The 19,835-nt window shown below is 61.1% G+C and carries 19 protein-coding genes; 12 read left to right on the top strand and 7 right to left on the bottom strand.

The genetic code is table 11. The features are described 5' to 3' along the window. Positions 1-113: 113 nt before the first annotated feature. From EL255_RS09065 to sdhC, 4 genes are all read right to left on the bottom strand, one after another. A complete protein-coding gene (locus EL255_RS09065) occupies positions 114-830 on the bottom strand; it encodes a succinate dehydrogenase iron-sulfur subunit (protein WP_042653606.1) in 717 nt (238 codons plus the stop codon). A 130-nt stretch (positions 831-960) separates the two neighbouring features. After that, positions 961-2,727 (bottom strand): succinate dehydrogenase flavoprotein subunit, encoded by a 1,767-nt coding sequence (gene sdhA, locus EL255_RS09060; protein ID WP_042653605.1) that lies wholly within the window; start codon positions 2,725-2,727, stop codon positions 961-963. Position 2,728: 1 nt separating this feature from the next. Further along, complete coding sequence (gene sdhD, locus EL255_RS09055; RefSeq protein ID WP_042653604.1) at positions 2,729-3,073, bottom strand: succinate dehydrogenase, hydrophobic membrane anchor protein; 345 nt, start codon at positions 3,071-3,073, stop codon at positions 2,729-2,731. Further along, positions 3,067-3,456 (bottom strand): succinate dehydrogenase cytochrome b556 subunit, encoded by a 390-nt coding sequence (gene sdhC / locus EL255_RS09050; protein WP_042653603.1) that lies wholly within the window; start codon positions 3,454-3,456, stop codon positions 3,067-3,069. The genes sdhD and sdhC overlap by 7 nt, the downstream gene beginning before the upstream one ends. 424 nt (positions 3,457-3,880) lie before the next feature. On the opposite strand from sdhC, the gene EL255_RS09045 reads away from it, so the two are divergent. From EL255_RS09045 to EL255_RS09035, 3 genes are all read left to right on the top strand, one after another. Further along, positions 3,881-5,167, top strand: coding sequence for a citrate synthase (locus tag EL255_RS09045; protein ID WP_042653602.1), 1,287 nt, complete (start codon positions 3,881-3,883; stop codon positions 5,165-5,167). Positions 5,168-5,263: 96 nt separating this feature from the next. Then, positions 5,264-5,578 carry a DUF4377 domain-containing protein gene (locus EL255_RS09040; RefSeq protein WP_042653601.1) on the top strand — a complete coding sequence of 105 codons (315 nt, stop codon included), beginning with the start codon at positions 5,264-5,266 and terminating at the stop codon, positions 5,576-5,578. A gap of 119 nt (positions 5,579-5,697) precedes the next feature. Beyond that, a complete protein-coding gene (locus EL255_RS09035; RefSeq protein WP_042653600.1) occupies positions 5,698-6,192 on the top strand; it encodes a GNAT family N-acetyltransferase in 495 nt (164 codons plus the stop codon). 66 nt (positions 6,193-6,258) lie between these two features. On the opposite strand, the gene fabB is transcribed toward EL255_RS09035, so the two are convergent. Beyond that, positions 6,259-7,470 carry a beta-ketoacyl-ACP synthase I gene (gene fabB, locus EL255_RS09030; protein ID WP_042653599.1) on the bottom strand — a complete coding sequence of 404 codons (1,212 nt, stop codon included), beginning with the start codon at positions 7,468-7,470 and terminating at the stop codon, positions 6,259-6,261. 90 nt (positions 7,471-7,560) lie between these two features. On the opposite strand from fabB, the gene mnmC reads away from it, so the two are divergent. Then, positions 7,561-9,579 carry a bifunctional tRNA (5-methylaminomethyl-2-thiouridine)(34)-methyltransferase MnmC2/FAD-dependent 5-carboxymethylaminomethyl-2-thiouridine(34) oxidoreductase MnmC1 gene (gene mnmC, locus EL255_RS09025; protein WP_197720920.1) on the top strand — a complete coding sequence of 673 codons (2,019 nt, stop codon included), beginning with the start codon at positions 7,561-7,563 and terminating at the stop codon, positions 9,577-9,579. A gap of 106 nt (positions 9,580-9,685) precedes the next feature. Here mnmC and EL255_RS09020 read toward each other — a convergent pair whose 3' ends face one another. Continuing rightward, on the bottom strand, positions 9,686-10,291 hold the full coding sequence (locus tag EL255_RS09020) for a DUF922 domain-containing protein (RefSeq protein ID WP_042653597.1): 606 nt from the start codon (positions 10,289-10,291) through the stop codon (positions 9,686-9,688). Positions 10,292-10,618: 327 nt separating this feature from the next. Between EL255_RS09020 and dcuC the strand changes: the two genes are divergently transcribed. From dcuC to EL255_RS08995, 5 genes are all read left to right on the top strand, one after another. Beyond that, positions 10,619-11,971: an anaerobic C4-dicarboxylate transporter DcuC gene (gene dcuC, locus EL255_RS09015; protein WP_042653596.1), complete on the top strand. Its 1,353-nt coding sequence runs from the start codon at positions 10,619-10,621 to the stop codon at positions 11,969-11,971. Positions 11,972-12,058: 87 nt separating this feature from the next. Beyond that, the gene (locus EL255_RS09010) at positions 12,059-13,720 is read left to right on the top strand and encodes a bifunctional metallophosphatase/5'-nucleotidase (protein WP_042653595.1); all 1,662 of its coding nucleotides are present in this window, start codon (positions 12,059-12,061) and stop codon (positions 13,718-13,720) included. 162 nt (positions 13,721-13,882) lie between these two features. After that, entirely contained in the window at positions 13,883-15,526 is a 1,644-nt protein-coding gene (locus tag EL255_RS09005) for a hypothetical protein (protein ID WP_042653594.1), read from the top strand. Between the two features lie 155 nt (positions 15,527-15,681). Further along, the gene (locus EL255_RS09000) at positions 15,682-16,185 is read left to right on the top strand and encodes a M48 family metallopeptidase (RefSeq protein WP_042653593.1); all 504 of its coding nucleotides are present in this window, start codon (positions 15,682-15,684) and stop codon (positions 16,183-16,185) included. A gap of 82 nt (positions 16,186-16,267) precedes the next feature. Next, the gene (locus tag EL255_RS08995; RefSeq protein ID WP_170176029.1) at positions 16,268-17,032 is read left to right on the top strand and encodes a DUF2927 domain-containing protein; all 765 of its coding nucleotides are present in this window, start codon (positions 16,268-16,270) and stop codon (positions 17,030-17,032) included. Between the two features lie 209 nt (positions 17,033-17,241). Here EL255_RS08995 and EL255_RS08990 read toward each other — a convergent pair whose 3' ends face one another. Continuing rightward, positions 17,242-17,496, bottom strand: a complete 255-nt coding sequence (locus EL255_RS08990) for a DinI family protein (RefSeq protein ID WP_042653591.1) — start codon at positions 17,494-17,496, stop codon at positions 17,242-17,244. 255 nt (positions 17,497-17,751) lie between these two features. Between EL255_RS08990 and EL255_RS08985 the strand changes: the two genes are divergently transcribed. From EL255_RS08985 to EL255_RS08975, 3 genes are all read left to right on the top strand, one after another. Next, positions 17,752-18,021 (top strand): type B 50S ribosomal protein L31, encoded by a 270-nt coding sequence (locus EL255_RS08985; protein WP_042653590.1) that lies wholly within the window; start codon positions 17,752-17,754, stop codon positions 18,019-18,021. Continuing rightward, positions 18,018-18,143 carry a type B 50S ribosomal protein L36 gene (ykgO, locus tag EL255_RS08980; protein ID WP_042653589.1) on the top strand — a complete coding sequence of 42 codons (126 nt, stop codon included), beginning with the start codon at positions 18,018-18,020 and terminating at the stop codon, positions 18,141-18,143. Before EL255_RS08985 ends, ykgO begins: the two co-directional genes overlap by 4 nt. A gap of 459 nt (positions 18,144-18,602) precedes the next feature. After that, on the top strand, positions 18,603-19,310 hold the full coding sequence (locus EL255_RS08975; protein ID WP_042653588.1) for an oligogalacturonate-specific porin KdgM family protein: 708 nt from the start codon (positions 18,603-18,605) through the stop codon (positions 19,308-19,310). Positions 19,311-19,835: the final 525 nt, after the last annotated feature.

Here is a 19,835-nt window from a genome sequence, read left to right as displayed (position 1 = left end):
TTGTACATCTTGTTCACTGCAGCGCAGCTTGTAGGGTTTAAATAGCCATCCCACCAGGGGGTTGGATGGCTATCCAGAGGTCGGGCCCGGCGCGTGACGCCCTGGCCCTGATACTAAACAGCCCGGTTGAGTAACATCGACTTGATCTGACCGATGGCCTTGGTCGGGTTCAAGCCCTTGGGGCAGACGCTCACGCAGTTCATGATGCCGTGGCAGCGGAACACGCTAAAGGCGTCGTCCAGGTTACCCAATCGCTCACTGGCCGCGGTGTCGCGGCTGTCGGCCAGCCAGCGATAGGCGGCGAGCAGACCGGCGGGGCCGATGAACTTGTCCGGGTTCCACCAGAAGGAGGGGCAAGAGGTGGAGCAGCAGGCACAGAGAATACACTCGTACAGACCGTCCAGCTTGGCGCGCTCTTCGGGGGATTGCAGGTGCTCACGCACGGGCGGCAACTTGTCCTCGTTGATGAGGAAGGGTTTGACCTTCTCCCACTGGGTGTAGAACTGGGTCATGTCGATCACCAGGTCACGGATCACCGGCAGGCCGGGCAAGGGACGGAGGACGACCTTGTTGCCCTTCTTCAGCAGATCGGAGAGCGGAGTGATACAGGCAAGACCGTTCTTGCCATTCATGTTGAGACCGTCTGATCCACAGACCCCTTCGCGGCAGGAGCGGCGGAAGGAGAGCGTGGGATCCAGCTCCTTGAGCTGGATCAGTGCGTCGAGCACCATCATGTCGGAACCTTCAGGAATATCAAGACGATAATCCTTCATGTGGGGGACGTTATCAACATCCGGATTGTATCTGTAGACTGAGAATGTGACGTTCATTGTACTTGGCTCCGCAATCAGTTAGTCCGCACCTTGGATAAGCGAGATGGGAGTGCCTCCCACCTCTTCGCAGACCGGCGAATGTAGCGATAGATCGATGAGGTTACCTGCATCGCACCTGGCTCCATCATCAATAGGTCCGCACCTTGGGTGGGAATGCCTCGCGCGTCTTCGGAGACATGTTGACAGCGCGACGAGTCATGGACTCGGTGTCCGGGTGATAGAGGCTGTGGCACAGCCAACCCTCATCGTCGCGATCCGGGAAGTCGAAGCGGCTGTGGGCACCACGACTCTCGGTACGGAAGTTGGCCGCCACCGCGGTGGCAAACGCCGTCTCCATCAGGTTGTCCAGCTCCAGGCACTCGATGCGCTGGGTGTTGAACTCCTTGGAGGTGTCGTCCAAACGGGCATTCTTCAACCGCTCGCGGATGAGTTTCAGCTCGGCCAGCCCTTCTGCCATGGCATCCCCTTCACGGAATACCGAGAAGTTGTTCTGCATGCAGCGCTGCAGATCCTTGCGGATCTGGGCCGGGTCTTCCCCGTCGCGGTTGGCTTCCCAACGGTTGAAACGGGCAAGGGCGGCGTCCAGATCGGCCTCGGAGGCCTCGCGGCCGTGCTCCATCTGACCCAGGCTCTCCACCAGGTGCATGCCGGCGGCGCGGCCAAACACGATGAGATCCAGCAGCGAATTACCGCCCAGACGGTTGGCGCCGTGTACCGACACGCAGGCGATTTCACCCACCGCGAACAGGCCGACCACAGGCACGTCGTTGCCATCTTTATCCTGGCTCAGGCACTGACCGTTCACGCTGGTCGGCACGCCGCCCATCATGTAGTGGCAGGTCGGGATGATGGGGATGGGTTCCTTGACCGGATCCACGTGGGCGAAGGTACGCGACAGCTCGCAGATCCCCGGCAGACGGGATTCCAGTACCTCTTTACCGAGGTGATCCAGCTTGAGCTTGATGTGCGGACCCCAGGGGCCGTCACAGCCACGGCCTTCACGGATCTCGATCATGATGGAGCGAGCCACCACGTCGCGACCGGCCAGGTCCTTGGCGTTGGGGGCATAACGCTCCATGAAACGCTCGCCGTCTTTGTTGAGCAGATAGCCGCCTTCACCACGGCAGCCTTCGGTGACCAGCACCCCTGCCCCGGCGATGCCGGTCGGGTGGAACTGCCAGAACTCCATGTCCTGCACGCCGACCCCGGCCCGCAGCGCCATGCCGACACCGTCACCGGTGTTGATGTGGGCGTTGGTGGTGGACTGGTAGATGCGACCGGCGCCGCCAGTGGCGAGCACTGTGGCCTTGGCCTTGAAGTAGACGACCTCGCCGCTCTCCATGTCGATGGCGGTGCAACCGACGATGTGACCGTCCTGGTTCTTCACCAGATCCAGCGCATACCACTCGGAGAAGACGGTGGTCTTGTTCTTGACGTTCTGCTGATACAGGGTATGCAGCAGGGCGTGACCGGTCCGGTCGGCCGCAGCCGCGGTCCGGGCCGCCTGCTCGCCACCGAAGTTCTTGGACTGGCCGCCGAACGGGCGTTGATACACGGAGCCGTTGTCGAAACGGGAGAAGGGCAAGCCCATGTTCTCCAGTTCATAGACGGCTTCCGGGCCCGTCTTGCACATGTATTCGATCGCTTCCTGGTCACCGATGTAATCGGAGCCCTTGACGGTGTCATACATGTGCCACTGCCAGTTGTCGTCATGGGCATTGCCCAGCGCAACCGTGATCCCGCCCTGGGCGGAAACGGTGTGGGAACGAGTCGGGAAAACCTTGGATAACAGGGCGCAGCTCTTGCCGGACTGGGCAATCTGCAGGGCGGCGCGCATACCGGCACCGCCGGCACCGATCACCACCGCATCAAATTCACGAGTTGGAATAGTCACCTTACACCCCCCACAGCACGACGAAACCAGTCATCAGATAGACAAACAGCACCACAACCAGTGCGAATTGCAGCGCACCGCGCAGTCCTACCGGTTTGATATAGTCGGTCAGCACCTGCCACAGACCGATCCAGGCGTGGATCAGGACGCACAGCAGCGTCAGCAGGGTGAAGACCTTGGTGAAGGTTTTAGCGAAGAAGCCGGTCCACACCTCGTAGCTGATGTCGTTGATGGCGACAAAGCCAACCAGGTAGAGGACGTAGCACGTCATGATGAGAGCGGTGGCGCGGATCAGGATGTAATCATGAACGCCGCTGCGCCCGAAAGTTGCAGAATTGGTTACCATACCAGCACCCCCGCCAATACCGCCAGAACCGCGGTGATCACGAAGCCCACGCGGGCACTCTGATTACCGGATTCCAACTCTTCCCAATGCCCCATGTCCATGACCAGGTGACGCAGACCACCCACAATGTGGTAAGCCAGCGCGGTCAGGATCCCCCACAACACGAACTTGACCAGGAAGTTGTCCATGATGGCAACGACCGACTCAAATCCTTCGGGAGAGGAGAGTGAAGTACCAAGCATCCACAGCAAGATTGCGAGCGCCACAAAGGTGATGACCCCTGAGACACGGTGCAAGATGGAAGCGATGGCGGTGACAGGAAAGCTGATCGTTTGCAGGTCGAGGTTTACAGGTCTCTGTTTATTTTTCACGGCTTTGCCCACTCAGCTCCATTGAGCACGTTAGTTATTGTTTTCACACGCTTTGAGGGCTAGGAGTGGCATTTGTTAGGTTTTTGTTACCAAAACAACTCGGAAAAGCCAAAAATAACATTTTTAGATATCACATCTGGCTTTGCGAAAGCGTTTCAAACACCGACGACCATCACCCACGAGGCGCAGTATATCGGCGGCCTTAACCAATGACAATCAATTGGCTACATAGAAAACCCAAAACCGTAAACCAGATCTCACAATGGCTTTAACAAGTCATTAATGATCATTCAGTAAAATTGACAAGAAGGTGGATCTCTGGTTCAAATAAGGCGCTCCAGCCGCCGCGGTACGGGTAAGAACCTTTGCCAGCGTCATGAAAGTCGTAATAAAGTAGGACTGGAACCAAATTATAAAAGAGCAAAGGAGACGTGCTATGGCTGATAAGATAGCCACCCTACATCTGCCCGGAAAAGAGCCGGTAGAACTACCGATCCTGTCTGGAACTGTCGGACCCGATGTAATCGATGTCAGAAAACTGGGTGCTCAAGGGTACTTCACCTTCGATCCCGGCTTTATGGCCACCGGTGCTTGTAAATCATCCATTACCTATATCGACGGAGATCAGGGTGTCTTGCTGCACCGTGGTTATCCCATCGCCCAGTTGGCCACCCAGGCCAGCTACCTCGAAGTGTGCTACATCCTGCTGTACGGCGAGGCGCCCACCAAGACGCAATACGCGGAATTTGAACGCCTGGTCACCCGCCATACCATGGTGCACGAGCAGATCGCCTTCTTCTTCCGCGGCTTCCGTCGTGACTCCCACCCCATGGCGATCATGTGCGGTGTGGTCAGCGCCCTGTCCGCCTTCTATCACGATGCGCTCGATATCAACAACGAAGAGCATCGCGAGATCTGCGCCTTCCGTCTGCTCTCCAAGATGCCGACCCTTGCCGCCATGTGCTACAAGTACTCCATCGGTCAGCCGTTCATGCAGCCGCGTAACGCCCTCTCCTATGCCGGTAACTTCCTGCACATGATGTTTGGTGTGCCGACCGAAGAGTACAAGGTCAACCCCATCGTCGAGCGGGCCATGGATCGCATCTTCACCCTGCACGCGGATCACGAGCAGAACGCCTCCACCTCCACAGTGCGTCTGGCCGGCTCCTCCGGTGCCAACCCGTTTGCCTGTATCGCCGCGGGGATCGCCTCCCTGTGGGGACCTGCTCACGGCGGCGCCAACGAAGCCTGCCTCAAGATGCTCGAGGAGATCGGATCGGTGGAACGCATCCCCGAGTTCATCGCCAAGGCCAAGGACAAGAACGATCCCTTCCGTCTGATGGGCTTCGGCCACCGGGTCTACAAGAACCACGATCCCCGTGCCCAGGTCATGCGTCAGACCTGCCACGAGGTGCTGCAAGAGCTGCAGATCAAGGATCCGCTGCTGGATGTGGCCATGGAGCTGGAGCGCATCGCGCTGTCCGATCCCTACTTCATCGAGAAGAAGCTCTACCCGAACGTGGACTTCTACTCCGGCATCATCATGAAGGCCATCGGCATCCCCATGTCCATGTTCACCGTGATCTTCGCCATCTCTCGCACCATCGGCTGGATCGCCCACTGGAACGAGATGCACTCGGACCCGGATCAGAAGATCGGTCGTCCGCGTCAGCTCTATACCGGCCTGGCCCAACGGGAATTCACCCCGCTCGATCAGCGCTGATCCCGGCACCTGACATGGTTTGTTACAAAGGCGGTCATTGACCGCCTTTTTATTTGAGGGTCTAATCGCGCCCTTTTACGTCAAGGACACACCATCATGAAAGCCCCCCTGCTGCTCTGCTCCACCCTGTTGCTCGGCGCCTGCCAGAGCACCCCGACCACCGAGACCCTCTACATCCAGGATCAGCTGGCCGACTGCGTCGGTGTCGCCCCCATGAAGTGCATGCAGGTGCGCAGCCAGCCGGGCGCAAGCTGGAGCCTCTTCTACCAGCAGATCGAGGGCTTCACCTTCGAGCCGGGCTTCCGCTATCAGCTGGAAGTGCGCACCGAGCAGCTGACCGATGTCCCCGCCGATGCCTCCTCGGTGCGCTATCAGCTGATCAGGGTGGTGAGCAAGCAGCCGGTCCGCTAACGCGCCTGCCTTAAAAAGGCATCGTTTGGATATGGTTGTTCAGTTCGTCGCCGCGCTCTGTTATGGTGGCTGACGCAATTTTCCCGTCACCCACCGGCACGAGCAAACGTCACAGCACCATGATCAAGATCCGCACGACCCTGGCCGACGACTGGCCCGCCATCATGCGCATTCAGAGCGACTGCTATCACCAGCTGGAGCCCGAGCCCCTCGAGGTGATGAGCAACAAGGCCGAGCTGGCCCCGGCCTGTTGCTGGGTCGCCGAACATGGCGGTGAGGTGCTGGGCTACCTGCTCTGCCATCCCTGGCGCGCCCACCAGCCCCCACCTCTCTCCGTATCCCTGTCGAGCCTGGCGGGGGATGAGGAGTTCTATCTGCACGATCTGGCGGTCTCGCCCCTGGCACGGGGCCGGGGCATAGGCCAGCGCCTGCTCGAGACCGCTCTCGAGTTTGCCTGCGATCAAGGGTATGAACACGCGGGGCTGGTGGCGGTACAGGACGCACCGGCCTTCTGGCGCAAGCAGGGCTTCCTGCCGGCCGCCACCCGAAAGTCGCTGGCCGAGTATGGAGAAGGGGCCGTCTACATGCGGCTGCCGCTGACCGAGCCGGCCTGAGAGTCATCGATTTCCCCATAAAAAAAGGCGCCTCGCGGCGCCTTTTTCAATCTACTTTCCGGATCATCAAGCCTTGAATCGGCTGAACACCAGGGAAGCGTTGGTACCGCCGAAGCCGAAGCTGTTGGACATGACGGTATTGAGCTCGGCGGCCTCGCACTCGCGCACGATGGGCAGGCCGATGGCCTTCTCGTCCAGGGTCTCGATGTTGATGCTGGGGGCGATGAAGCCGTGTTGCATCATCAGCAGGGAGTAGACGGCCTCGTGCACACCGGCGGCGCCGAGGGCATGACCCGTCATGGCCTTGGTAGCGGAGAGCTTGGGCGAATTGCTGCCAAACAGAGTCTGAATGGCCTCCAGCTCCTTGGTATCGCCGACCGGGGTGGAGGTACCGTGGGTGTTGATGTAATCCACAGTGCCGACGCCCTGCATCGCCATCTTCATGCAACGCACCGCGCCTTCACCGCTCGGAGCCACCATGTCGTAGCCGTCGGAGGTCGCACCGTAACCGGTGATCTCGGCGTAGATGTGGGCGCCGCGAGCCAGAGCATGTTCCAGCTCCTCGACCACCAAGATGCCGCCACCACCGGAGATGACGAAACCGTCGCGGTCCGCGTCATAGGTACGGGAGGCCTTTTCCGGGTTGTCGTTGTACTTGGTAGAGAGGGCACCCATGGCGTCGAACTGGATGGTCGAGGACCAGTCCAGCTCCTCGCCGCCGCCGGCGAAGACGATGTCCTGCTTGCCGAGCTGGATCAGCTCCAGCGCGTGACCGATGCAGTGAGCAGAGGTGGCACAGGCGGAGCTGATGGTGTAGTTGACACCCTTGATCTTGAACGGGGTGGCCAGGCAGGCGGAGGTGGTGGAGGACATGGTACGCGGCACCATGTAGGGACCCACCCGCTTGACGCCTTTCTCACGGGCAATATCCGCAGACTCCGACGTGTTCTTGCCGGACGCACCGCCAGAGCCGACCACGATGCCAGTGCGCTCGTTGGAGACCTGATCCTCCGGCAGCCCGGCATCTTCGATGGCCTGCTGCATGGAGAGATAGGCATACGCGGCGGCGTCGCCCATGAAACGCATGACTTTACGGTCGATCAGCTCAGACGGATCGAGTTTGATGTTACCCCAGACACGGCTGCGCAGGTTGTATTGTTCAAACTGCTCGGAATAGGTGATGCCGGATTTACCTGCTTTCAGGGAGGCCAGCACTTCTTCCTTGTTGTTGCCGATACTGGAGATGACGCCGATACCGGTGATCACTGCTCTTCTCATTAATTCATCTCGTCTGGAAAAACTGGCACCGAGTCTACCCGCTTTCGGCTGCCAAACTGGTCTGCTTTCACGTAGAATGCCCGCGAATTTGTGACGCGAGCAGAGGAAAACGTGAGTCAAACATCCTTACATCATGCCCGATTGGACTGGAATGAAGCGGGAACTCCAGTCTCCAGTGAGTTCGGGGATGTGTACTTTTCCAATGATAACGGTCTAAGTGAAACCCGCTACGTCTTTTTACAGCAAAACCGGCTACCGGCGCGATTTTCACACCACGATAGTGACAATTTCGTGATTGGCGAAACAGGTTTCGGCACAGGCCTTAACTTTCTGGCGACAATGGCCGCCTTTCTGGAACAGGGAAGCGACCCCGATCGCTGTGCTCGCCTGCACTTTATCAGCTTCGAAAAGTACCCTCTCACCCAGGCCGACCTTGGCAAGGCGCTGGCGGCCTGGCCCGAGCTCGCTCATTTGAGTCAGGCGCTCATCGCGCAGTGGCCGCTGCCGGTATCCGGCTGCCACCGCCTGCAGTTCGCCGAGGGGCGAGTTCGGCTCGATCTCTGGTTTGGCGACATCAAAGACATGCTGCCCCAGGTGCCCCACGGTCCACAGGGGCTGGTGGATGCCTGGTATCTGGATGGTTTCTCCCCGGCCAAGAATCCCGAGATGTGGACGCAAGAGTTGTTCGACGGCCTCGCCCGCCTCGCCCGCCCCAGGGCCAGCATCGCCACCTTCACCTGCGCCGGCTTCGTGCGCCGCGGCCTCATTGAGGCTGGCTTTGCCATGAAGAAGACCAAGGGCCACGGCAGCAAGCGGGAGATGCTGGTGGGAGACAGGGCCGACAAGCAACCGCAGCAGACCATAGCGCCCTGGTATGCCCGTCCGGCAGGGCGAGACGGCAAGGTGCTGATCATCGGCGGCGGCATCGCCTCGGCCATGACAGCCCTCTCCCTGGTGGAGCGGGGCCGGCACGTCACCTTGTTGTGTGAAGATGGCGAGCCCGCCACCGGTGCCTCCGGCAATCGGCAGGGGGCGCTCTATCCCCTGCTCAATGGCGAGCACGATGCCCTCTCCCGCTTCTATTCCCTGGCGTTCGGCTATGCCCGCAACCGCCTGCTGGCACTCGCCGAGCGTCATCCCATCGCCTTTGACCTGTGCGGCGTGGTGCAGCTCGGCTATGACGACAAGTCCGTCGCCAAGCTCGGCAAGATGAGTCAGGGCCCCTTCCCGCCCGCGCTGATGCGCCCGCTGACCCCCACCGAGGTCGAGTCCGAATGCGGGTTGCCCTGCGGCCATGGCGGCGTCGGCTACCCGCTGGGAGGCTGGCTCTGCCCGGCGGACCTGACCCGCGCCGCCATCAAAGAGGCGCAGGCGAGCGGCCTGCTGCGAGTGGAATACGGTATCCCCATCACCGCTGTCGACGAGCAGCTCGACGGTTGGCAGGTCGAGACACAGGATGGTCGCCACTGGCAGGCCCCCAATCTGGTGGTCGCCGCCGGTCACCGGCTGCCGGCCTTGCTGCCCTTTGCCGAGCTGCCGCTCTATCCGGTGCGCGGCCAGGTGAGCCACGTACCGACCACGGCCACCCTGAGCCGGCTCAAGACGGTGCTCTGCTACGACGGCTATCTCACCCCAGCCCATGATGCAGAACACTGCATCGGCGCCAGCTATGGCCGCAACCAGAGCACGACCGACTACAGCGCCGAGGAGCAGGGGCAGAATCAGGCTCGGCTGCAAGCCTGCCTGCCGGAGCAGACCTGGCCTGCGGAGGTGGATGTGAGCGCGGCCGAGGCCCGGGTCGGGGTGCGCTGCGCCAGCCGGGATCACCTGCCGGTGGCAGGGCCCGTCGTCCGACTGGCGAGCCTCGCGGCGCACTATGCCGGGCTGCAGTCCGATCGGCAGCACGCGGCGCCCCTGCCGCTCCATCCCGGCCTGTTCGTGGTGGGGGCCCTGGGCTCACGGGGCCTCTGCTCGGCCCCGCTCTGCGGCGAGCTGGTCGCCAGCGAGATCTGCGGTGAGCCGCTGCCGCTGGCGGCCGAGCTGCTGGAGGCGCTGCATCCCGCCCGCTACTGGGTGCGCAAGCTGCTCAAGGGCAAACCCCTGCACTGAGGCGAGCCGTTCCCTCATCACCACCTCGGCCAATAAAAAACGGGCTCCCTTGCGGGTAGCCCGTTTTTTAGCGCGGCGGCTTGGCGCTAGCGCGCGATAGGCAGGTTCAGCTCCCCTGCGGCCAGATCACCCCCAGCTTGCGGCCCTGCTCGGTCTGCTGCGCCAGTGCGGCGAAGCGCTCGCGGGTGCTGGCGAGCACCGCCTGCCCCTGCTGCCAGCCTTCGGACTGCAAGGCGGCGCAATCCCGCGCCACCGGCAGCTGGGCCAGCCGGATGCCGAGCTGGCTGACGCTCTCCAGCAGTATGTCCTTGTGACGACTCTCGTAGTCAAACATGGCCGCCACCAGCCGATCCCATTTCTGCTGCTCGCCGGCGGACGCCTTGGCCTTGTCCATCCAGTTCGGCACCCGAACCCCGATGCGGGCCGTCACCCTGGCCTGCTCCAGCTCGCAGCGCGACGCCGTCGGCCGGGTCTGCAACTGCCAGGAGAGCTGATAGCTGGCCTTGCCGATGTGGCCGCCGGCCTGGGCCGGTGCCTGCCTGGCTATCTGGCGCATCACGGTCGCGACATCGGCCCCCGACACCCGATAAAACTGGAAATCGACCTTGATGTCAGGGGCGACCCGGATGCCGGCATAATGGGAGGGTTCTGCCCCGCTCGAGGCGGCATACATCAGGGCCGCCACCATACCTATTCTGCTGAAAAGTCCCATCTGCTCGCGGCCTTGCCCCTTGTGAGTCCCAGCGTTATTTCGATTAAGAATCAATGAATTAATATTCAGGATGGGAGATTAACCGCGATCCCGACGACTGTCACCTGCTGTCGTCATCCGCGGCGGCAACCGGGCAAGATCTCGCCCCCCGGCCGGGCTCCGAGATTTGCAGGCGGGATCACAAGTGATGACCGACATCATGGTCGATTACCTCTTATTGGATAATAATCGCCGCGTTTTTACCGGTACATTTCGCCACAGGCCAGATTAACCGCCAAGTTAACGCCGGAAATGTCCCACCTTCATGTCGTACTCAGGAACTTGTCTATGATGGAACTGCTTATTGGCACCCTGGTCACTCTGGCCGTGGGACGCTACATCTTCAAAGGCTACTCGGCGACCGGGGTGCTGCTCAGCGGCGGCCTGCTGCTGCTGGCCATTACCGCCCTGATGGGCAAGGCCGTGCTGCCCGCCAGCGTCGCCTCGACCGGTCACGTGGCCACCGACGTGTTCGAGTATGTGCGCTACCTGCTGGTAGACAGAGGCGGTGGCCTGGGCATGCTGATCATGGTGCTGTGCGGCTTCGCCGGCTACATGAGCCATATCGGCGCCAACACCATTCTGGTGAAACTCGCCAGCAAGCCCCTTGGCATCATCAAGTCCCCCTACATACTGCTGGTGGCCGCCTACCTGGTGGCCTGTGCCATGTCGCTGGCGGTGAGCTCCGCCACCGGTCTCGGCGTGCTGTTGATGGCCACCCTGTTCCCGCTGATGGTCAACATGGGGATCTCCCGTGGCGCCGCGGCGGCAGTGTGCGCCTCCCCGGCCGCCATCATCCTGGCCCCCACCTCGGGGGACGTGGTGATGGCCGCCCAGGCCGCCAACATGGAGCTGCTCGACTTCGCCTTCAAGCTGACCCTGCCCATCTCGCTGGTGGCCATTGCCGCCATGGCGGTGGCTCACTTCTTCTGGCAGCGCTATCTGGATCAGAGGTCGGGTGAGCACAACGAGGCGGTCGCCCCGAGCGATCTCATCACCGACGCCCCCAGCTTCTACGCCATACTGCCGTTCACCCCCATCATCGGCGTGCTGCTGTTTGACGGCAAGGTGAGCCCCAAGCTCGACATAGTGACCATCATCGTCATCTGTCTGGTGCTGGCCGCCCTGCTGGAGCTGGTGCGCAAGCGCAACGGCAAGGAGCTGCTCGACGGCCTGCAGGTGTGCTGGCGCAGCATGGCGGACGCCTTCGCCGGCGTGGTCATGCTGCTGGTCGGTGCCGGCGTCTTCGCCCAGGGGCTGATGGGGCTCGGCTTCATCGCCCACCTCCTGGATCTGGCCCAGAGCTTCGGCACCGGTGGCATCGTCATCATGCTGGTGCTGGTGGTCATCACCACCCTGGCCGCCTTCACCACGGGCTCGGGCAATGCCCCCTTCTACGCCTTCGTGGAGCTGATCCCGCACCTGGCCACCAGCCTCGGCGTCAACCCCGCCTACCTGGTCATCCCCATGCTGCAGGCCTCCAACCTGGGCCGCACCATCTCCCCGGTCTCCGGCGTGGTGGTCGCCTGTGCGGGCATGGGCAACCTGTCACCGTTCGAGGTGGTCAAGCGCACCTCGGTGCCGGTCGCGGTCGGCCTGCTGGTGGTGATCCTCGCCACCCAGATAATGGTACCCGCCTGACACTTTCCCAGCCCGGCGTCCGCCGGGCTGGCTTCCCCCCCTTCCCTGCAGTAGACTCGGTGCTCTTTTTCTCTAAGGAGGACCGAGATGAGTATTACGGTTCAACTTGCCCACTTCAGTGACTGCCACTCCCATTTCGATGGCGCCCCCATGCGCTTCCTGCCCGCAGGCGACACCGAGTGGCGCACCCAGTGTGGCGGTTATGCCCGCATCCTGACCCGACTCGACGCCCTGCGCCGGCAGGCTGCCGCCGCCGGCCAGACCTGCCTGTTGCTGCACGGCGGCGACACCTTCCAGGGCTCGCTCTATTTCAACCGTTTCAAGGGGCGAGCCAACGCCGACCTGCTGCGCCTGCTGCGACCGGATGCCATGGTGATCGGCAATCACGAGTTCGATCTCGGCAACGGCCCGCTGGTGGAGTTTCTGCGCCAGCTCGACTTCCCGGTGCTGGCCGCCAACCTCGACAGCAGCCAGGAGCCGGCCGATACCCCGTTGCGACTGCGGGACCTGCCCATGCTGTTCGATGCCAGCCGCCCCTGGCACAAGAGGCTCATCGATGGGGTGCCTTTTGCCCTGCTCGGTATCACGCTGCCGCAGATGGCCGCCATCGCGAGCCCGGATCCCCACACCCGGTTCCACGGCATAGAGCAGACCCTCACCGCCGCCCTGAGCGAGATAGCGGCGCAGGGGATCCAGCACATCATCCTGCTGAGCCACCTCGGGCTCGAGCAGGACAAGCGACTGGCGGCTCGTTTCCCCGAGCTCAGCCTGATCGTCGGCGGCCACACCCACAGCCAGCTGGGGGACTTGGCTCCGCTGGGGCTCGCGAGCGAGGGAGACTACCCGCTGATGGTCGAGGGGGTCGCCATCCTGCATGCCGCCCACAGCGCGCTCTGCCTCGGGGTCTGCGAGCTGGAGTTCGACGACAAGGGACGCGTGCGGCGCAGCAAGGGCCAACTGGAGTGGCTGCCCTGGCAGCCCTGGCCCTTCGCCGCCCCGCCCCCGGCCGGGCTGCACTTCTGCGAGCCCGCCCCCGAGCTCGAGCAACGCCTGGCCAAGCGCTACCGGCCCGAACTCGAGACCATGACCAAGCGCATCGTCACCCGCCTCGCCGGGCCTCTGCACCATCAGCGCCTGCCCGACGCCCAGCTGCCCGCCGGCAGCCAGGTGGCGCCCCTGGTCGCCCATGCCATGCTGGCCGCCGCCCGCGAACAGGTGGGTCAGGTGGATTTTGCGCTGCACAACGCCGGCGGCGTGCGCTGCTCCCTCGAACCCGGCCCCCTGAGCGAGGCAGACATCGCCGGCCGCCTGCTGCCATTCGCCATCCCGCTCACCCTCTACCGGGTCCACGGTCATGAACTGGCCGAGGCGCTGGAGGGGGCCATCGACAACGCCACCAACAACGGCGTGATCGGCAATGGCAGCGGCAGCTTCCCCTACACCGCCGGGGTGCGTTTCAGCTACCGGGCCGACCGCCCCAAGGGGGGCCGGATCACCCGCCTCGAATGGGAGTCGAGCCCGGGCCAGTGGCAAGCGGTCGAGGCCGACGCCGTCTATCGGGGGGTCTCCAGCGCCTACACCGCCTCCGGCAAGGAGGGCTACACCGCGCTGGCCCGCACCCTGACCCAGCACAATCAGGAGCTTGGCATCACCCTGGCCGATGCCTTCATCCGCTGGGCCCGCCATCTGCCCGAGCTCTGCCCCCTGCCCGCCCTGGTGGAATATCATGGCGACCGCGTCATGGAGTGAGGCCCTCATTCGGCCGAACCCCAGCAAAAGTGCCGCTTTGCTTCGTGAAAGCGGCACTTTTGCAAATTATTTCAAGCACATTCCCCTGCCCCATTGCATCGGACTGCCGGCCTCGGCAAGATAGGCCCGCTTTCTCGTCTTCCCTCCAGGAACTGGTCACCCATGAATCACGCCATCCGTTTTACCCCTCAGCGCTACAACCCCGGGCTCAAGCCGCTGGTTGTCCTGCTCACCGCCCTGATGGCGCTGCTGTTCTGCCTGCGCAACCCGCTGTTTCACGGCATGGCCCCCGGCTTTGACGCCTCCCTGTTCGCGGTGATGGGCAAGATGTGGAGCGAGGGGGGCGTGCTCTATCGGGACATGATCGACATCAAGGGCCCCATGATCTTCGCCCTCGATGCGCTCGGCTATCACCTGGGTGGCTTCTTCGGGATCTGGCTGCTGGAGTGGGTGCTCTGCTGGCTCGGCCTGCTCGCCAGCTGGCAGGCTTTCTCCCAGCTCGGCCTCTCCCTGCAGGCCCGGCTCGGCAGCATGCTGGCGGTGCTGGCGCTCTATGGCACCCGTTACTACTACGGCAACATGACCGAGGACTGGACCTTCTACCTGGCCCTCATCGCCCAGTGGGCCTTCATCACCATGCTGCTGGACAAGCAGTTTCGCTGGGGACCGGCGCTGGTGGCGGCCATCACCTTCGCCATTGTGGCCTGGATGCGCACCAACAACGGCGCCTTCTGGGGCGCCTGGTATCTGGTGCTGTTCTGCCACTGGTGTCTGCGTGAGCAGTGGCGCTGCGCCTTCGGCCTGCTCTGCAGCAGCCTGCTGGGGCTGGCGCTGATCGGCGGCCCGCTGTTCGCCTACTTCCAGCACCACGGGCTGCTGGCCGAATTCCAGTATTACGCCTTCGGCATCTTCTTCGAGGGGAGCTACGGCAACGGCTTCTCGCCGGAAGTGGGGGCCGTCGGCCTGCTGCGCACCGGCCTCATCATGCTGCTGCCTGCCTTCATGGTGCTGATGCTGGGGCGCCGCCAGGAGTGGTACCTGCCCGCCCTGTTCGCCACCCTGTTCGGGGTGCTGTTTACCCTGGTCGCCAACTCGGTCTCCGGCCATGTGTTCGATCACTACGACGTGCTCTACCTGCCGCTGGCCCTGCTGCCGCTCGCCTGCCTGCTGGATCGCAGCGAGCAGCAGGCCGATGCGCTGGGCCTGCTCTGCATCTCGCTGGTGGTGCTGACCGCCAGCTGGCTGCTGGCCCAGCAGCTCGGTTATGGCTGGAGTACCAAGGAGTGGTCGCTGGAGCGGGTGCGGGAGGTGCTCGGCAACAGCCTGCTGTGGGCCCTGCCGGTGCTGATCCTGGTGCCCCTGTGGCGCGCCTGGGACGTGCGCAGCGCCACCCCCTGGCTGGCCTCGCTGGCCATGCTGGCCCTGCTGGTCAACAACGCCTGGGAGGGCACCCTGAAGGGCCAGCCGTTCAACCCGCCGGCCCAGGTGCGGGTCGATCGGATCAAGGCCGAAACCGTGCCGACCGACAAGATCTGGGTCGATGGCATCCAGCCGCAATACTATCTGTGGACCGATCGCCAGCCCGCCTCCGCCTATCTGTTCTTCGCCAACGTCAACCCGCCCTATGACGTGCGCGAACGGGTGCTGGCCGACATCAAGCGCCAGGATCCCAAGTTCATCATCGCCAAGCCGGAGCGGGTGGCCGCCGAGCTGAAGCAGCCGAGCTCCCCCTCCAGCCTCGCCTTCTATCAATATCTGACGGATCGCTACCAGGAAGTGGATCCGGGCCTCTACCGCCGGCGCTGAGCCAGGCTGTGAATACAGACCCCCGAGAGGGCCGTCGTTGGCAACAATGGCGGCCCTTTTCGCTGGCGCGCGCGACGCCAGGGCGGCCTGTCTGTTTCCAAGCCGGCGCTTGATGACTACAATGGCGCTCTTTTTTGTGTGAAAAGTGACGAATCATGGCGGAACTGACCTATCTGGGCGGCTATCCCGAGCCGCTCAAGGCCCAGGTGCAACAGCTGATCGCGGCGGACAAGCTCGGCGAGATGCTGGCCAAACGCTACCCGGACACCCACCTCGTCCAGAGCGACAAGGCGCTGCTGGCCTATACCATGGAGCTGAAGAACCGCTACCTGAAGAGCTCGGCGCCACTGTCCAAGGTGATCTTCGATGGCAAGATCAACGTGATCAAGGATGCCCTCGGCCTGCACACCTATGTCAGCCGGGTACAGGGCAACAAGCTCAAGGCCAAGAACGAGATCCGCATCGCCGCCCTGTTCAAGGAGGCCCATCCCGCCTTCCTGAAGATGATAGTGGTGCACGAGCTCGCCCACCTCAGGGAGAAGGATCACAACAAGGCCTTCTACCAGCTCTGTCAGCACATGGAACCGGACTATCATCAACTGGAGTTCGACCTCAGGCTCTGGCTCACCTGGCGTGATATCGAGCGAGCCCAGCGCTGACCCATACCGCTTGCAAGGAGGCCCCATGATCCCATGGCGACAGCGTGCACGGCGATCCGGCCGTCATTTCGCACCAGGCCGGATGCTGGGGCTGTGGCTCGCCTTGCTGCTGCCCTGCGCCTTGCCGGCGGCCGAACGCTGGCAAAGCGATGCCTACCTGACCCAGAGCTTCTTTGAGGTCGCCATGAAGCGGGAATACGGCCACGAGCAGCATGTGCGCTTCTCCCGCTGGCAGGGGCCGATCCGCCTCAAGCTCATCAACGAGTTCGGTGACAAGCCGCTGCAGGCCGAGGTGGTCAGAGTGCAGAGCCAGCACCTGGCCAGGATCACCGGCCAACCCATACTGCTGGTCGGCGACAAGCCCAACCTCACCCTCATCATGACCCGGCGCCAGCAGATGGCGAGCTGGGCCAGCCGCACCATTGGCAAGGATGACTCGGTCAAAATCGCCCTCAAGGAGGGGGTCTGTCTGGCCAACTTCGCGACCAATGCCCGCTACGAGATCACCCGCGCCACCATCATCATCCCGGTGGACTACAGCCGGACCAAGGGCCGCTTTCTGGACTGCGTGGTGGAGGAGCTCACCCAGGTGATGGGGCTGCCCAACGACTCGGACAAGGTGTTCCCCTCCATCTTCAACGACCACAGCATCGACAGCTTCCCGACCGGGCTCGATTACGTGCTGCTCAAACTCGCCTATCACCCGGCACTGCATGCCGGCATGACCGCCGACGAGGTGCGCAGCGCCCTGCCCATCGCCCTCAGGGCCCTGCGCGCCAATGGCGACATCGCCCAGGCCGACCATCGCGTCCAAGTGGAGAGTCTCAAGCGCTGGAGCGGACTCTGAGCACGCCTGCGGGTCGAGGATTGATTGAAGGTTGAAAGTCGAGGGTCGAGGGTCGAGGGTCGAGGGTCGAGGGTCGAGGGTCGAGGGTCGAGGGTCGGCCAAGTTTGACAGCAGCTCATCCATAAACGCAAAACGCAGCCCAGGGCTGCGTTTTGCTTGATCCGGATTGAGCCGGCCATTTGCCGGGCACGGGCATCCGCGATGACGGCTCAGGCGTCGGCGTTTTCCGCCTCGGGCATCCAGCTGTCGGCGTTCTCCCACACCTCCTGCACCATGGCCTCCGCCAGCTCTCTGTCCTCCTTGCTGGCGCGACTGACCGTCAGCGCCATGGCGCTGCCCGGCGCGACCCGCACGTGCAGGTCGGGAAACTTCTCACCCAACTGCTTGAGCAGCGCCTGGCGCAGCGCCTCCATGGTCGTGGTGGGGATCTGATGTTTTCTGTCGATGATGATTTCCAGACGCATAGGATACTTCTCCATGATATATGACTGTATTTTTATACAGTAAGCTATAAAAGTAAAGCGCCCACCCTAGTTTCACCTCGTGCCGTCCAATAAATCTCCCCACAACAGCCCGGATGAGGGCATTTCCTTAACTTTGTATTGCGTCCGTCAGGTGCCGTTATCCGGCAGGATAAGATCTCGGCATAAAATGGATTGATATTGATTCTCACCTGTTGCACAATTGGTTTGTTATAACATAACAACAGAAAGAGAATCATGCGCCCCAATATTCACCCGGAGTACCGTCAGGTACTGTTCCACGATCTGACCACCAACACTCACTTCCTGATAGGGTCGACCCTCAAGACCGATCGCACCAAGGAGTGGCAAGATGGCAACACCTATCCCTACGTGACACTGGATGTCTCCAGTGCCTCTCACCCCTTCTATACCGGCAAGCAGAAACAAGTCGGCAAGGAGGGACAAGTAGCCCGCTTCGGCCAACGCTTCGGACAATTCTTCAACAAAGGAAAAGAGCCGGCATGAAAGTACTCTCCTCCCTGAAATCGGCCAAGTCACGTCACCCGGATTGCCAGGTCGTGCGTCGACGCGGCAAGCTGTTCGTGATCTGCAAGAGCAACCCCAGATTCAAGGCACGTCAAGGCTGAACGCGCTGACTCAGTGCTAATACCCTCCCCTGGTCCTCTTCCCGAGGGCCAGGTTGTTTCTGACTCCTCGCGGACGTCTCGCTCTAACCCCCGTCCCCTGAACAAGCTCGCCGCCCCACCAAGCTCCAGTCAGCCCCCTCCAAAACACACAATAGAAACGACGTTTTATTTTATGTAGATACAGATCCCATTTTCTGATGTCGTCATGCCACCACCATTGCAAATGAAACACCAGATGAATTATATTTGAACCGTCGTTTTGAAAAGCAAAAAATCCCCGGTAAAAAATGAAGTTCGTCGACGCGTCGTACAGATGATCGTGCAGGCCTTCAGGACCCACCGCCGTGGCCTGCCACCAAAATTGACCTTAACGAGTCCGATCCAGATTGAAAGCCACATGCGCTATCTGGCAATGGGACCACCGTCAGTAGCTTTTTTTCATAGGATTGATCGAAAGGTATGAAGTTGAAATTCACATGTGCAGCCATTGCCGTCTGTTCGGCGCTCACCAGCATGAATGCAAATGCATTGAGCCTCAATTACCGACACGAGTTCCTGGAGAAACAGGATCAGCAAAGCGATCGTCTGGTGGTTTCTCATCGCTTCGATAATGGCTGGGGTGTTGGTGTCGAATCCAAGTTTACCAGTGGAGGTGAGGGAGAAGGTGCCTTCGATGAACTTCACACCACGGGCACCGAATATGACTTGACCTATCTTGCCAAGCCCAATGACAAATGGTGGTGGGAAGCCGGTTTCAATACCGAGATCACCAATGACGTGCAAGATTTGCGCATTCACTTCAAACCCACTTATTGGTTCAATCCCAACTTTTATACCGCCGCACGTTTCCGGGTGGGACAGCGTAACTACGACGATTCGCTCAACAAGGAAAACGGCCATTATTTCCAGCTGAACTATTACCTCGGCTATAATGCGGAAAACTGGTCTGTTGCCTATGACTTCGAATATAAAAAGCTCGATTACCCGGACTTTAATGGCGAAGAATATTCTTATCTGAATAACGTCACCATTCGCGTCCCGATCAATAAAAATTGGCGGCCATTCACCGAGATCGGTTATGTGTCATACAACGATCCGGCAGATGACAACCCCTACCCCAATGATTGGCAGTGGCGCTGGCGCGTAGGGATAGAGTACATCTTCTAATCCTGACCCACCCCGCCGGTAAGATGTACCAATGTCACCATCAGCCATGTACCAAGCGTCATTGGAGTCAGTGAATAACGACAGCACTCTTGCAAGCTGGTGCCAATTCACTCCGCTTGCACGACGAATTTAAGAATCGTGAAAGATGCGCGAACAAGGGAATCTAATGGCCCCTGTTATTCATTATGGTTGGCTATGCATCGCTGAATATGGGTCTTGCGTCACAGAATGTCGACTTATCTGAAATTGACATTATTTCGCGAGCGGATGAACGGACGAGATTGTTATGCTCCAGTTCAGGAAATATTAGTCGGCTGACCCGACCATATTGCCGCTCGCGTCATAATTTGCATCATTGCTTTGAATGAAGGCTTAAAACAGATGTCAAATGCCACAATGACTCTCATCGACTGCCGCTGAGAAACACGGCCATCTGGTTTTTAGACTTATTAAGGTGACCGACCCCTTTTTATTACATAAAAAGGGGTTCGTCTGGTTACTCAATATAGATAGCCCCCTCTGGGT

The organism is Aeromonas encheleia (assembly GCF_900637545.1).
GTDB classification, from domain to species: Bacteria; Pseudomonadota; Gammaproteobacteria; order Enterobacterales; family Aeromonadaceae; genus Aeromonas; species Aeromonas encheleia.
This window is presented reverse-complemented; position numbering and strand designations above follow the sequence as displayed.